The 13,889-nt window shown below is 62.2% G+C and carries 11 protein-coding genes; 9 read left to right on the forward strand and 2 right to left on the reverse strand.

From position 1 onward, the window contains the following. Positions 1 to 83 precede the first annotated feature (83 nt). Positions 84 to 1,211 (reverse strand): GGDEF domain-containing protein, encoded by a 1,128-nt coding sequence (locus tag BW995_RS09670; RefSeq protein ID WP_322099120.1) that lies wholly within the window; start codon positions 1,209 to 1,211, stop codon positions 84 to 86. Between the two features lie 473 nt (positions 1,212 to 1,684). Between BW995_RS09670 and BW995_RS09675 the strand changes: the two genes are divergently transcribed. From BW995_RS09675 to BW995_RS09695, 5 genes are all read left to right on the forward strand, one after another. Further along, on the forward strand, positions 1,685 to 3,217 hold the full coding sequence (locus tag BW995_RS09675; protein WP_076400436.1) for a malonate--CoA ligase: 1,533 nt from the start codon (positions 1,685 to 1,687) through the stop codon (positions 3,215 to 3,217). Positions 3,218 to 3,329: 112 nt separating this feature from the next. Continuing rightward, positions 3,330 to 4,559: a Kae1-like domain-containing protein gene (locus BW995_RS09680; protein WP_076400437.1), complete on the forward strand. Its 1,230-nt coding sequence runs from the start codon at positions 3,330 to 3,332 to the stop codon at positions 4,557 to 4,559. After that, entirely contained in the window at positions 4,556 to 7,267 is a 2,712-nt protein-coding gene (locus BW995_RS09685) for a circularly permuted type 2 ATP-grasp protein (RefSeq protein WP_076400029.1), read from the forward strand. The genes BW995_RS09680 and BW995_RS09685 overlap by 4 nt, the downstream gene beginning before the upstream one ends. After that, entirely contained in the window at positions 7,264 to 8,238 is a 975-nt protein-coding gene (locus BW995_RS09690) for a transglutaminase family protein (RefSeq protein ID WP_076400030.1), read from the forward strand. The genes BW995_RS09685 and BW995_RS09690 overlap by 4 nt, the downstream gene beginning before the upstream one ends. A gap of 153 nt (positions 8,239 to 8,391) precedes the next feature. Beyond that, complete coding sequence (locus tag BW995_RS09695) at positions 8,392 to 8,889, forward strand: chemotaxis protein CheW (protein WP_076400438.1); 498 nt, start codon at positions 8,392 to 8,394, stop codon at positions 8,887 to 8,889. A gap of 83 nt (positions 8,890 to 8,972) precedes the next feature. Here the strand turns inward: BW995_RS09695 and BW995_RS09700 are convergent, their stop codons facing one another. Beyond that, complete coding sequence (locus BW995_RS09700) at positions 8,973 to 9,413, reverse strand: c-type cytochrome (RefSeq protein WP_076400031.1); 441 nt, start codon at positions 9,411 to 9,413, stop codon at positions 8,973 to 8,975. Positions 9,414 to 9,849: 436 nt separating this feature from the next. Here BW995_RS09700 and BW995_RS09705 point away from each other — a divergent pair, with 436 nt between their 5' ends. The 4 genes from BW995_RS09705 to BW995_RS09720 all read left to right on the forward strand — a co-directional run bounded on the left by BW995_RS09705 (position 9,850) and on the right by BW995_RS09720 (position 13,855). Next, the gene (locus BW995_RS09705) at positions 9,850 to 10,440 is read left to right on the forward strand and encodes an LOG family protein (RefSeq protein WP_245821382.1); all 591 of its coding nucleotides are present in this window, start codon (positions 9,850 to 9,852) and stop codon (positions 10,438 to 10,440) included. Positions 10,441 to 10,650: 210 nt separating this feature from the next. Then, positions 10,651 to 11,868 carry an NADP-dependent isocitrate dehydrogenase gene (locus tag BW995_RS09710; RefSeq protein WP_076400032.1) on the forward strand — a complete coding sequence of 406 codons (1,218 nt, stop codon included), beginning with the start codon at positions 10,651 to 10,653 and terminating at the stop codon, positions 11,866 to 11,868. A 120-nt stretch (positions 11,869 to 11,988) separates the two neighbouring features. Continuing rightward, the gene (locus BW995_RS09715) at positions 11,989 to 12,600 is read left to right on the forward strand and encodes a FecR family protein (RefSeq protein WP_076400034.1); all 612 of its coding nucleotides are present in this window, start codon (positions 11,989 to 11,991) and stop codon (positions 12,598 to 12,600) included. Between the two features lie 85 nt (positions 12,601 to 12,685). Beyond that, on the forward strand, positions 12,686 to 13,855 hold the full coding sequence (locus BW995_RS09720) for an NUDIX hydrolase (RefSeq protein WP_245821384.1): 1,170 nt from the start codon (positions 12,686 to 12,688) through the stop codon (positions 13,853 to 13,855). Positions 13,856 to 13,889: the final 34 nt, after the last annotated feature.

Raw genomic sequence — 13,889 nt, forward strand, 5'->3', positions numbered from 1 at the left:
CGCTCCCCTGCCTTTTGTTTGTGACACCAAAAAACGGCGGCCTGATGCGGGGTCGCCGTTTTTATGTTTGGAGTCATCAGACGTTACTGGAACATCTCTTCGCCAACGGTCACCACCCGATCCTTGCCGGATTTTTTGGCACGATACATCCGCTGGTCGGCCTTTTCGACCAGATCGGACCAGGAGGCGGTCTTGTCGCTCTGGCGTTCGGCAATCCCGATGGAGGCTGTCTGCGGCAGGCCATCCGGGCGGTTGCCCAGACCTTCGGCACGCAGGCGTTCGATGGCGATGCGGGCACCGACGGGATCGGTGTTCGGCATGATGATCAGGAATTCTTCGCCACCCCAGCGCACCACGATGTCCCCCCGGCGCAGAACCTTGCGCAGAGCGTCACAGGCCCGTTTCAGGGTCTTGTCGCCTTCTTCGTGGCCGAACATGTCGTTGACGCTTTTAAAGCTGTCGAGGTCGATGAAGGCCAGAGCCATCGGAATGTCCTGCCGGTCGGCATGATGGAACTGCACGTTCAGCAATTCTTCGCCGACCCGGCGGGTATAGACCTTGGTCAGCACGTCATGGCTGGCCTGCTGAACCAGCGCCATCATGAAATGCAACTGGCTCATCCCGGCCAGCGTTGCCACCACTGCCAGCAGACCCAGCAGCCACAACGCCCCCAGATAGGACGAAAACGGCAGCAATTCAAAGCCACCGACCACAATGGCGACCATCGACAGGATCAGCGGAGCGGAGAAGGCAGCGCCTTCAATGGCGGTAATCGGAAACACCGACAGCCCGGCAACCATCACAAAGGGCAAAAAGGCATAGCCCGCTGCCAGCGCCAATTGCAGGCTGTCGAACTTGTAGCCCATCATCAACGGGTCAGAGACCAGAAAGAACAGCACCGGGACCGCCAGCAGGGCAGCCAGTGCCTTGAGGGCAACAGAAATTTTCTCGGTCGTGCGCGGAAATCCCCATGCCACCACCCCAAAGGCCGCAGCAGCGGCAGCCCGCAAGGCCGCCAGATACCAGCACAACGGGTTGGGGAAGAACAGCACATCCACGACGATCCACAGCGGCGTCAGAATGGCAAATGTCACCGCAACAAGAAATACGCGAGAGCTGATCAGTTCTGCGCGCCGACGTTGCACCAGCGGCGAGTGGAGGGACGGCACCACCAGATCATGAAGCAGGTCAAGATCCATGATGGAGGTCAAGGCGGCATGCGCCTTCAGCACTGCGTTTCCGATACCCATTCTGTTTATAAGCAAGTTTCCTTGCTTTCCATCATGTTGCCGAGGAACTGGAGTCTGGTCTTGCGAGGCTGTCGGCCCGTGGCAGAAGGCAGTCAGGATGCCGTTTAGCGATACTTGTCCTGTCACAAACTTTCAAGGGAAACCGTGGGTCGAAAGGATGGGGACGGCAAAAAGTGCCGCCTGCGAATGGCAGGTATGATTGATTATTGCGGGTATGGCAATGGCTGGGAACGATCTTTGCGCGCAAAATCCTTGGTCTTTGGCCTAAGGTGTGGTCAGTGGGAAGACGCGATCAGCCGGAAAGAATTATTCACAAAGGCTATAAATTGTATACAATGGGCGGCACCGAAGATGCAGAGCCTTGCGCCACGCCACGCCCGGGCCAAAACTACGGGCCAAAATTACAGGTCAAAACTACAGGGATGATCACGACCATGACGCATTCGCTTTACGCCCTCATCCGCAGCCGCTTTCCGGCGGACCTGTCGCAGCCCCTGCTGTCCACCCCGGATGGACGCAGCCTTGCTTATGGTGAGGCAGAGCAGCTTGCCGGGGCCTATGCCCGCAGCTTTGCCGCGCTGGGGGCGGTGAAGGGCGACCGGGTGGCGGTGCAGGTCGATAAAAGCCCCGAAGCGCTGATGGTCTATCTGGCCTGCCTGCGGGCGGGGCTGGTGTTCCTGCCGATGAACACCGCCTATCGTCCGGACGAAGTGGACTATCTGCTGGGCAATGCCGAACCGGCGATTTTCCTCTGTCGCCCGCAGGACGAAGCAACGCTGAAGCCGCTGGCCGATCGCCATGGCGTTGGGCATACCCTGACGCTGGGAACCGCCGGAGACGGGTCGTTGCCGGTACTGGTCGCAGCGGGGGAGGGCCCGGTGCCGCCGGTGGTGGCCTGCGATGCCGATGATCTGGCGGCCATGCTGTACACATCGGGGACCACCGGCAAACCGAAAGGGGCGATGCTGACCCATCGCAATCTGGCCTCCAACGGGGTGGCGCTGGTGGAAAGCTGGCGCTTTACCTCGACCGATGTGCTGTTGCATGCCTTGCCGATCTTCCACGCCCATGGCCTGTTTGTGGCCTGTCATTGCGTGCTGTTGTCCGGTGCCCGGATGATCTGGCTGGAAAAATTCGATCTGGCCGAGGTTCTGGCAGTGCTGCCGCAGGCGACGACCTTCATGGGGGTTCCGACCTTTTACACCCGCCTGCTGGGCAGTCCGGCCTTCGGTCGGGATCATGCCGCGCACATGCGGTTGTTCACCTCGGGGTCGGCGCCACTGCTGGCCGAAACCCACCGCCAGTTCACCGACCGCACCGGCCATGCCATCCTTGAACGCTACGGGATGACCGAAACCGGCATGAACACTGGCAATCCTTATGATGGCGAGCGCCGTCCGGGGTCGGTGGGGATGCCGTTTCCCGGCATCTCGGTGCGGGTGGTGGGCGAAGACGGAGTGACAGCCTTGCCGGTGGGCAGTGTTGGCGACATTCAGGTGCAAGGGCCGAACGTAATGTTGGGCTATTGGCGGATGCCGGAAAAGACCCGCGAAGAATTCACCGTCGATGGCTGGTTCAAGACCGGTGATGTCGGGCTGATCGATGCCGATGGCTATCTGGATATTGTTGGCCGGGCGAAGGATCTGATCATTTCCGGCGGCTATAATGTTTACCCGAAGGAAATCGAAGGGGTGATCGACGATCTGCCGGGCGTGGCCGAAAGCGCGGTGGTCGGCATTCCGCACCCCGATTTCGGCGAGGTCGGTCTGGCCTTTGTCTGCCGGGACCCGGCCACCGCCGCCGAAGCCAGCGAAGACGCCATCATGGCCCACCTCAAGGAGCACCTTGCCAACTACAAGGTGCCGAAGAAGGTGTTTTTCGTCGATAGCCTGCCGCGTAATACGATGGGAAAAGTGCAGAAAGCCCTGTTACGCGAACAGCACAAGGGTATGTTTACGTCTGGCTGAGTCATCGTTTTGTCTTGTGGCAAAGGGCCGCGAGGGCTTGCCGGGGAAAACGTTTTCTGTCTTTCATCTCTGTATGATGAAATACCTTTCTCCCCGGCGGGCGTTTGCCCCCTTGTCCGAGTCTGCGGCGGCCCCTGATCCGTCAGCGGTGGTTGCGCACTGCCTGCCATTGGGGCGCAGCTTCCCCGATGTGCTTGCTGTCGGCGCTTTTCTCAAGGCGACGATAACGGTCATCCGGGGGGATCAGGCGTGGATTTCGCGTGATCTGGGCAATCTGGACAGTCCGGCGGCAATCACCGCCTTTGAACAGACCGTTGAGGCAATGCTGGCCCTGACCGGGGCCGAGCCGGTCTGTATTGCCCACGATCTGCATCCTGATTTTCATTCCACCCGCTTTGCAACCCGTTTCGCGGCAGAGCGGGGGATTCCGGCGCTCGCCATTCAGCATCACCTTGCCCACATGGGGGCAGTGCTGGGGGAACATCAACGGCAGGAGGCAACGGCCTGTCTGGGGCTGGCGCTGGATGGTTTCGGACTGGGGCCGGAGAATGCCGCCTGGGGGGGCGAGCTGCTGGCGGTCACGCCGTCCTCGGGCGCATGGCTGCGGCATGGCGGTCTGGCTCCGCTGGCGCAGCCGGGCGGCGATGTAGCTGCCCGTCAGCCGTGGCGGATGGCGCTGGCGGCCTTGCATCGTCTGGGGCGAGCCGACGAAGCGGTTGCCCGTTTTGCCGACGTCAGCGGCAGCGGAGGCCCCAAGGGAGTCGCCTTGCTGCTCCGCATGATGGAGCAGGGTTTCAATAGTCCATCAACCTCATCCTGCGGGCGGCTGTTTGATGCGGCCTGCGGCTTGTTGGGAGTGCTGCCAATCGCCACCTTTGAAGGCGAGGCTCCGATGGCGCTGGAAAAACTGGCGGCCTCACACCCTGATGTGTGTCTGTTCGCTGACCCTGTTTGGCAGGTGCTGGCCGATGGCTCGCTCAGCTGCGATCCTCTGCTGGATCGGCTGATGGCGCTGGGCTGTGATGCTGCCGGTGCCCCACTGGCCTGTTCGACCCTGCCGGTCGGGCAACAGGCCGCAGGGGCTGCCCTGTTCCATCGCGGACTGGCGGCGGCACTGGTGGACTGGGTGATGGCGCAGGCCCCTGCGCCGGGGACGCTGGTGCCGTTGGGAGGCGGATGTTTTTTCAATACCGTGCTGAGGTCCGCCGTGGTGGCAGGCTTGCAGGCGCGGGGGCTGACGCCGTTGTTGCCAGTGGCCTTGTCCCCCGGTGATCCGGCGATCAGTTTTGGCCAGGCATGGTGTGCCGCCGCGCACTGGGTGGCGCAACGAGGCAAGGGATGAGCAAAAAGCAGTTGGATCCTCCGGCCCTGCATTACGCGCCGTCCGAGGACATTTACGACGAAATGGCCGGACCGGACCGGCTGCCGCGCCCGCACTGGCAACGGCTGAGTGCCGGGCTGCGCGCCATTGGCCCATCAGGTATGCGCCGACGCTGGGACCGCGGGCAGCGCCTGTTGCGGGCCAACGGGGTGACCTATAACGTTTACGGCGATCCCGAAGGCACCGAACGCCCGTGGCGGCTGGACCCGGTGCCGATGCTGATTTCTGCCGACGACTGGCGGCACATTGATCAGGCCCTGAGTCAGCGGGCGTTGCTGCTGAACATGATCCTTGATGACCTGTACGGGCCGCAACGGCTGTTGCGGCAGGGGTTGTTGCCGCCTGCGGTGGTCCATGCCAATCCGGCCTTTTTGCGGGCGCTGGTCGGGGCCATTCATGATGGCCCGCGCCTGCACCTGTACGGGGCCGACATCGCCCGTTCCCCCGATGGCCTGTGGTGGGTGGTCGGCGACCGCAGCGAAGCCCCCTCCGGGGCGGGCTATGCGCTGGAAAACCGCTCGATCATCTCGCGGGTTCTGCCGGACCTCTACCGCTCGTGCGACGTGGCCCGGCTGGCGCCGTGGTTTGGCAAGCTGCGCGAGTCCCTGATCCGGCGGGCGCTGCTCAACCGCGACGAGCCAAACATTGTTCTGCTGACCCCCGGCCCCTACAACGAAACATGGTTCGAGCATACCTATCTGGCGCGTACCCTGGGCCTGACGCTGGTCGAAGGCGAAGACCTGACCGTTCGTGATGGCCGGGTCAACCTGAAGACCACCGATGGCCTGAAACCGGTTGATGTCATTCTGCGCCGCACCGACGGGGCCTATTGCGACCCGCTGGAATTGCGCTCGGACTCGACCCTCGGGGTGCCGGGGCTGGTGCAGGCGATCCATGGGCGGACGGTCGCCCTGTGTAACGGTCTGGGCAGCGGGCTGGTCGAAAGCCCGGCGCTGATGGCCTTTCTGCCGACCCTGTGCCGGGCGATGCTGGGGCAGGATTTGCTGATGCCGTCGGTGGCCACCTGGTGGTGTGGGCAACGGCGCGAGCTGGAATATGTGGTCCAGAATCTTGATCGGCTGGCCTTGCGCCCGGCCTTTTCGGCCTCGGTGCCGCTGGTGCGCGGAGCCTTGTTGTCGGCAGCAGAGAAAGAACAGTGGATTGCCCGCCTGCGCGCCAACCCGATTGGCTGGGTGGCGCAAGAGGCGGTGGACTTGTCCACCGCGCCCCTCTGGCGTTCCGAAGGCATCACGCCCTGTCCGGTGGTGGTCCGTACCTATGCCTGCGCCGAAGGCGACAGCTATGCGGTGATGCCCGGCGGTCTGACCCGCACCGGGACGGCCCCGCGCGAGCTGTCGGTGTCGATGCAGCACGGGGGCGGGTCAAAGGACACCTGGATTTTGACCGATGCGGACAGTGCCGTCCTTCAGCCGTCGGCGGTGCCGGTGGTCGATGGCTTGCAAGGCATTGAACCGCGCCTGCCGCTGGCGCGGGGCGATGCGCTGGTTGAACGGCCGGTCTCGCCGCAGTTGCAACGGGGCAAATCCGATCTGCCGTCCCGCATGGCCGACAACATGTTCTGGCTGGGGCGCTATCTGGAACGCTGTGAAGATACCTGCCGTCTGTTGCGGGCGGTGCTGTTCCGGGTGCTGGCCGGGCCGGATGCCGCGCACGAACTGACGGTGGCGCTGGCCCTGTTCCAGCGGATGGCGCATTTGCCGCTGTCGCTGGATCTGAGCGGTACCGGCGATCCGCAGGATGCCAATGCCCTGAGCACCACCCATGAACGGGCCTTGCGCCGCTTGCTGCGGGTCAACATGGACAGCTCCATGCCGCATGCGCTGGCCGGGACCATCCAGAACCTGTCGCGGGTGGCGACGGTGGTCAAGGATCACCTGTCCCATGATACATGGCGTACCCTGATCAGCCTGCCGGGGCGCATGACCTCGATTGGCCCGCCGCACCGCCTTGATCCCGATGACGCGGCAACGGCCCTCGACCGCCTGATCATGGCGCTGTCGGCACTGGCCGGTCTGGCGCAGGAAAGCATGACGCGCGGGTCGGGCTGGCGGTTCATGGACATGGGACGGCGCATTGAACGCAGTCTGCACTGTCTGGACCTGCTCGATGCCACCCAACTGGACGTGGACAGCCCGCTGCAGGCGGCGCTGGAACTGGCGCTGGATGTGTCGGACAGCCAGATGACCTATCGCAGCCGCTATCTGGCCGCTCCCCGCTTTTTGCCGACGCTGGACCTGTTGCTGGCCGACGAAACCAATCCGCGCTCGCTGGCCTTCCAGATTGCCCGCCTGATGGAGCACATGGAGGCGCTGGTTCCCCACCGCAACACGCCGGTGTTCACCGCCGAACACCGGCTGGTGATTTCCCTGCAGGCAACGGTGCGGACGGTCTCCCTCGACCGGGTGCTGCTGCGCGGTCAGGACGGAGTGACCCTCAGCGCCCTGACCGCCACCTTGCGTGATGACCTCTACCGGCTGGTTGATGCCCTCAGCCGCCGTTATTTTGTCCATGCTGCCGAACAGCGGCAACCACATCGCATCGCCTTGCTGCGCCCGCTGCCATCCCGGCAGAATACCGCTGCCGATGATGAGGATGAGGCCGACGGGGGTGCTGTGCCGGGGCTTGCAAGCGTGTCAGGTGAACCATGAGCGTGACCTACACCGTGCGTCATCTGACGCGCTACACCTACAGCTATCCGGTGACCCTGTCGCACCACGCCGCCCACCTGTTGCCACGGGTGGCCGATCGGCAGGTGTGCCACCTTGCCCGCCTGACCATCACCCCGCGCCCCAGCAGTCAGCGTCAGCGCAAGGACTTCTTCGGCAACCCGGTTTCGTTGTTTTCGGTCGATCAGAGCCACGAAGAACTGACCGTCCTGAGCGAAAGCCGGATCACGGTGGACCCGCCGGAGCCTCCCGCAGCCGACAAGACGCTCCCGTGGGAGCAGGTGGCCGCCCTGTTGGCGCACCCGATCCCGCGCGACGGGGAAAGCCTGCCGGTGGGGGTGGAGCAAGGGGTGGTGCTGGAGGCCACCCGCTACCTGTATGCCAGCCCGATGGTTCCTCTCTTGCCCGAGCTGGAAAGCTATGCCCGCCAGAGCTTTACCGCAGGCCGTCCGATTCTGGAGGCTGCCGTTGATCTGACGCGACGGATTTTCCGTGATTTTGCCTATGACCCGGATGCCACCGACATCGCCACCCCGCTGGCGCATGTGATGGCCGAGCGGCGGGGGGTTTGTCAGGACTTTGCCCATGTCCAGATTGGCGCCTTGCGCTCGCTGGGATTGGCGGCCCGCTATGTTTCGGGCTATCTGCTGACCGGCAATACCGTCGAGGCCAAAAATGACGCTGCCGAGGCTCCGGCCCTGATCGGCAATGATGCCAGCCATGCCTGGGTGTCCCTGTGGAGTCCTGAAACCGGCTGGATTGATCTGGACCCGACCAACAACAAGATTGCCCTGCACGAGCACGTCGTGGTTGCGTGGGGACGGGATTTTGACGACATCAGCCCGATCAAGGGGGTGATGGTCGGCGGTGGCGACCATGCGGTCAGCGTCGAGGTTGCCGTCTGCCCGGAGACAATCCCTGACCCGCTCCCGGAGCAAGGGGAAGAGTTGTAAACGTTTGCGTGAGGAAAGGGTGGGCCGTTTATCCTTTCTCTCACAGGAAAGTGCTGGAATATCTGGTAATGTGGCCCCATTATAGCCACTGTTAAAGAGAAGCACCTGGCGAGGATGGCCGGGGAACGTGAAACTGGAGAGGATAGCGCTGACATGACTCCCGCAAGCCAAGGTCAACTGGTCGCCGTCAGCAATCGTGCGGTTGCCACTCAGGCCGATCAGGTCTTTGTGACCGTTTACGTTGAAGGCCAACTGTTTGGTATTCCGGTTGAGCGCGTGCAGGACATCCTGATCCCCGAGAAAATCGCCCGGATTCCGCTGGCCCCACCCGAAGTTGCCGGATCGATCAACCTGCGCGGTCGCATCGTGACCGTGATTGACGTGCGTACCCGCCTTGGTCTGAGCAAAAAGACCGAAAAGGGCAACATCATGTGCGTGACCGTCGAACAGGGGGCTGAACTGTATAGCCTGATGGTCGACAGCGTGGGGAACGTGCTGAACCTGCAGTTGCGCAACATTGAACTGAACCCCTCGACCCTTGACCCGCGCTGGCGCGGCATTTCGGCCGGGGTGGTGCGTCTGCAGGAAGAACTGCTGATCGTTCTGGACGTTGATGCCTTCCTCAGCTTTGGCGAGCGCGAGGGGCGTTAAGCCTGCTTTTGCTTCAATGAGGAAAGCCGCCGAAGAGAGTGTCTCCGGCGGCTTTCTTGTCTGCAGGACAGTCCGTTACAGGATTAGTCCTTCTTGAAGTCGTCGTGGCAGCCCTTGCAGGTCTTGCCCAGAGCGCCAACCTGCGCGCCAATGGCGGCGGTATCACCCGAGGCAACAACCTGAGCCAGCTTGTCGGCTTCGGTCTTCATCGCCTTGGCATCGGTTTCAAACTCGGCCCACTTGCTCCAGATGGCATCCTTGGCTTCGGACTTGCCACCGGTGGCCTTTTCCTTGAATGCTGCCGGGGTCAGCGCGGCAACGGCGGCCAGGCCCTGGGCGTGCACCAGCAACTCGTCCTTGTTGGTGACTTCACCCTTCAGGATCGGAACGATCGAGTGCATGTGGCCACCGATGATTTCCATGTTGGCCTGACGGTATTTCACCGCCGCATCGTTGGCCTGGGCCAGGCTGGTTGCCGACAGCAGGGCAGCCGCAGCAACAAAGGCGATCTTCAAAGTCCGCATCAATAGAATCCTTCTTGCGAAGATGGGGAAACAGAAGCAGGCGAGGCTGAATGAGGAAGCTCCCCCACAGGGTCAGGGCCTGACTTCCCCGACCTTACCTATACCGCACCTGCACTATGGACGTGTTCTCGTCCATAACAACCATATCCGGGATAAAAACGGTGATCACGAGACCGTGAACACCGTTTTTATATATCATGCAATCATGATGAATGCAGGCTGAATGCGGTTTTCCGGTTGTGACAGTTCCAGGAAAAAAGCCATGCTGTTGTTTTTGTTTTCTTAAATATTTCTGATCCTCTGGAATGGGGGGTAGCCGCTCCCCATAGATATGGATATGACAGCGGAACTTTGGCGGGGATTGCCCCGCTCATCAACAACAACAGACGGTAACAGGGGGCAGGTGTGCTGCCTCTGCGAGCCGCGTGGAGACGCTATGATGACGAGTATTCAATCCCTGTGTGTATTTTGTGGTGCCTCGCAGGGGAACGATCCGGTGTTCATGGAAGCCGGGCGTGCCTTGGGACGATTGATGGCGGCGGCGAATGTGCAGCTGGTGTTCGGTGCCGGGGGCAGCGGTGTGATGGGGGCGGTCAGTGCGGGCTGTCTGGAAGCCGGTGGCCGCGCTGTCGGCATCATCCCGCAGCATCTGGTCGAGGTCGAAGCCGCCCTGCCGGGCCTGACCGAGCTGATCGTGGTGCCGGACATGCACACCCGCAAGCGGATGATGTTTGAACGCTCCGATGCTTTTTGCGTCCTTCCGGGCGGATTTGGCACGATGGATGAAACCTTTGAGATCCTGACCTGGAAGCAACTGTCTTTGCACGAAAAGCCGGTGATCCTGTGTAACGTCAAGGAGTACTGGAAGCCGTTCGTGCAGTTTGCCGAATCGATGCTGTCGCACAGCTTCATCCGCCAACGCAACATGGAGCTGTTTACCGTGGTGGACGGGGTAGAGGACGTGCTGGCCGCCGCAAATCGCACCGTGGTTGCCGAGGCGGCCCCGGCGGCGTCTGCGCTGTTCTAATCCTTTACAACATAAAGGATATTTTGTTTTCGGGGCGTTCGCAGGCTGGTGCCGCGGGCGCCCCGTCCGTTTGGGCAGGGAAAAAACCACCCATTCCATTCTTGCACTGGCAGCATGCGCGCACTATGGTCCTGCGTCCGCGGCCGCATGGGCGCAATGGGGCGCACCCCACCGGACGGTGTATTCGTCAGACTCAGATAGGGTGAAATTATGAGCAAGATCAAAGTTGCGAAGCCGCTGGTGGAGCTTGATGGCGACGAGATGACCCGCATCATCTGGAGCTTCATCAAGGACAAGCTGATCCTGCCCTACCTGGATGTTGATCTGAAGTACTATGATCTCAGCGTCGAAAAGCGCGACGAGACCAATGACCAGATCACCATCGATGCCGCCAACGCCATCAAGGAATTCGGCGTCGGCGTGAAGTGCGCCACCATTACCCCCGATGAACAGCGCGTCGAAGAATTCAGCCTGAAGAAGATGTGGAAGTCGCCGAACGGCACCATCCGCAACATTCTGGACGGCACCGTGTTCCGCGAGCCGATCATCTGCAAGAACGTGCCGCGCTATGTGCCGGGCTGGACCCAGCCGATCGTGATCGGCCGCCATGCCTTTGGTGACCAGTACCGCGCCACCGACTTCAAGGTGCCGGGCAAAGGCACCCTGACCATGAAGTACACCCCGGATGACGGCGGTGAACCGGTCGAATACGAAGTGTTCAAGTTCCCGTCTGCCGGTGTGGCGATGGGGATGTACAACCTGGATGAATCGATCCGTGGTTTTGCGCGCGCCTGCTTCAACTATGGCCTGCTGCGCAACTGGCCGGTCTACCTGTCGACCAAGAACACCATCCTGAAGGCCTATGACGGTCGTTTCAAGGACGTGTTCCAGGAAACCTTCGACGCTGAATTCGCTGATGAATTCAAGGCTCGTGGCATCGTCTACGAACACCGTCTGATCGACGACATGGTTGCCTGCTGCATGAAGTGGTCGGGTGGCTTTGTGTGGGCCTGCAAGAACTACGACGGCGACGTGCAGTCTGACACCGTTGCTCAGGGCTTTGGCTCACTGGGTCTGATGACCTCGGTGCTGATGACCCCCGACGGGAAGACTGTCGAAGCCGAAGCCGCCCACGGCACCGTGACCCGCCACTACCGCCTGCACCAGCAGGGCAAGGAAACCTCGACCAACCCGATTGCGTCGATCTTTGCCTGGACCCGTGGCCTGAAGTTCCGTGGTGAATTCGACGATACCCCGGACGTGGTGAAGTTCGCCGAAACCCTGGAAGCCGTCTGCATCGAAGCCGTCGAAGACGGCAAGATGACCAAGGACCTGGCGATCCTGATCGGCCCGGATCAGCCGTGGATGACCACCACCAAGTTCCTCGAAGAACTCGATGGTCGTCTGCGCGCCAAGATGGGCCTGTAAGACCACACGACAGTCGCGCTCGCGTGACCGTGACGAAAAACCCGCCAGAGTCTTCTGGCGGGTTTTTTGTTGCCGTGAAATGATCGGGCAGAATGATACCCGAGCAAACAGGATGGGCCTATGTGGTGGAAAATACTGGCTGGTGCGATCACGGCGATGATGGTGCTGGTGGGGGCCGAGGCCGAAGCCCGGCAGGTTGTGGGAACGGTGGACCGGATTCAGGGTACCGCCAGTGCCTTGTATAACGCTGAAGAGCGTCCATTGGCTGTTGGGGCCGAGGTCTATCAGGACGACGCCCTGAACACCGGGGCCGATGCCCGGCTTCAGGTCACCCTGATCGATGGCAGCCAGCTGACGCTGGGGGAAAATGCCGGGATGCTGGTGTCTGACCTGATTGTGGCCCCCGATGCCCGCCCGCGCGGGCCGGTGATGAGCCTGCTGAAGGGTGTCTTTGCCCTGTCGGCGGCCAGGACCACAGGCGCGGAGATCAAAACCCCGGTGGCGACGATTGGTATCCGTGGCACGCAATTGTGGGGCGGCCCGCTGGCCGGGGCGCTGGATGTGCTGCTGCTGGAAGGCAAAATTGATGTGACCACCCCCGCCGGGCAGGTGGTGCTGGATCAGCCGGGGCAGGGAACGGTGATCGCCAGCGCCGGAGAGGCTCCGGGGGCCGTCGGCGTCTGGTCGCAGGAAAAGGTGGCGTGGGCGGTTGCCACGGTCAGCTTCCGGTAACGCTTCGGAGGCCGGATTTGCTTTACGATGGGCTGCATCCTCATGGTATGGTGCAGCCCATTGTCTTTTCTCCCGGAGATAGCCGTTGTCCCTGTCTGCATCCCCTTCGCCGACCAGCACGATACTGTCCCTGACGGCGGTTGTGGTGGCCGTCACCGAGGAGGTGCCGCGCATTCTGGTGGCACGGCGGATGCAGCATGATCTGGCCACCCCGGCCCAGCAAGGGGTGCCGGTGATGCCAGAGCATTGTGCGAAAAGTGGAAACCGGTTTTCGCAACAACAATGCGACAGAACAAAAAGTTGGAGCAGCGTGCCTACGTCCGATTTAACGCACGCTGCTCTAGCCGGTGACAGCCCGGAAGCCTTGCCCTATGGCCCCTTTGACCCGCTGCGCCATCGCACGCTGGACCATGGCTGTCGGCAATGGCTGGAGGAACAGACCGGCCTCAGCCTGCGCTTTCTGGAACAGCTTTACACCTTTGGCAGCCAGAACCGTGACCCGCGTGAACTGTTCGGCGGGCCACGGGTGGTATCGGTTGCCTATCTGGGGCTGACGCAGGAAGCCCCGGTGGAAGGCTCGGGAGATGCCACCTGGCGCGACTGGTACGGCTTTCTGCCGTGGGAGGACTGGCGCAACGGTCGTCCGGCGGTGATGGATACGGTGATCCGTCCTCACCTGCGGGCATGGGTCGATCAGGCACCGGATGTGGAACACCGGCAACGGCGGCAGGGACGGGTCGAGGCCGCCTTTGGGGTCGATCCGGCCTCCGGGCTTGATCCGGTGCGCTCGCTGGACCGTTATGAATTGCTGTACGAGGCCCGTCTGGTCCCCGAGGCTTTGCGCGACGAGGTGGAACAGGCGCGCGCCGCCAACCTGCTGCCTCCCGCCCCTGATCCGGTGCGGATGGTGGCGGCGTCGCATCTGGGGCATCCCTTGAGTGTTGATAATCGCCGGATTCTGGCCAGTGCGCTGGGGCGGTTGCGCGGCAAGCTGGCTTACCGTCCGGTGGTGTTTGACCTGCTGCCGGCGACCTTCACCCTGTTGCAGTTGCAGCGGGTGGTCGAAGCCCTGTTCGGAACCTGTCTGCACAAGCAGAATTTCCGCCGCACCATCACCAACATGGATCTGGTCGAACCAACCGGCAGTCAGGAAACCACCGGTCGCGGTCGCCCGGCCGAGCTGTACCGCTTCCGCCGCGAGGCCCTGCTGGAGCGGCGCACGGTTGGGATCGGTGTGCCGATGGCGCAGGGCTGAAGCCGTGAGCGCAAAAGCGGAACCACTTTTGCGC

It is taken from the genome of Insolitispirillum peregrinum (genome assembly GCF_900156605.1).
GTDB lineage: Bacteria > Pseudomonadota > Alphaproteobacteria > Rhodospirillales > Rhodospirillaceae > Insolitispirillum > Insolitispirillum peregrinum.

Coding starts and splice junctions, on each gene's coding strand:
- BW995_RS09675 (WP_076400436.1), top strand. CDS start 1,685: ATGACGCATTCGCTTTACGCCCTCATCCGCAGCCGCTTTCCGGCGGAC.
- BW995_RS09685 (WP_076400029.1), top strand. CDS start 4,556: ATGAGCAAAAAGCAGTTGGATCCTCCGGCCCTGCATTACGCGCCGTCC.
- BW995_RS09690 (WP_076400030.1), top strand. CDS start 7,264: ATGAGCGTGACCTACACCGTGCGTCATCTGACGCGCTACACCTACAGC.
- BW995_RS09695 (WP_076400438.1), top strand. CDS start 8,392: ATGACTCCCGCAAGCCAAGGTCAACTGGTCGCCGTCAGCAATCGTGCG.
- BW995_RS09700 (WP_076400031.1), bottom strand. CDS start 9,413: ATGCGGACTTTGAAGATCGCCTTTGTTGCTGCGGCTGCCCTGCTGTCG.
- BW995_RS09705 (WP_245821382.1), top strand. CDS start 9,850: ATGATGACGAGTATTCAATCCCTGTGTGTATTTTGTGGTGCCTCGCAG.
- BW995_RS09710 (WP_076400032.1), top strand. CDS start 10,651: ATGAGCAAGATCAAAGTTGCGAAGCCGCTGGTGGAGCTTGATGGCGAC.
- BW995_RS09715 (WP_076400034.1), top strand. CDS start 11,989: ATGTGGTGGAAAATACTGGCTGGTGCGATCACGGCGATGATGGTGCTG.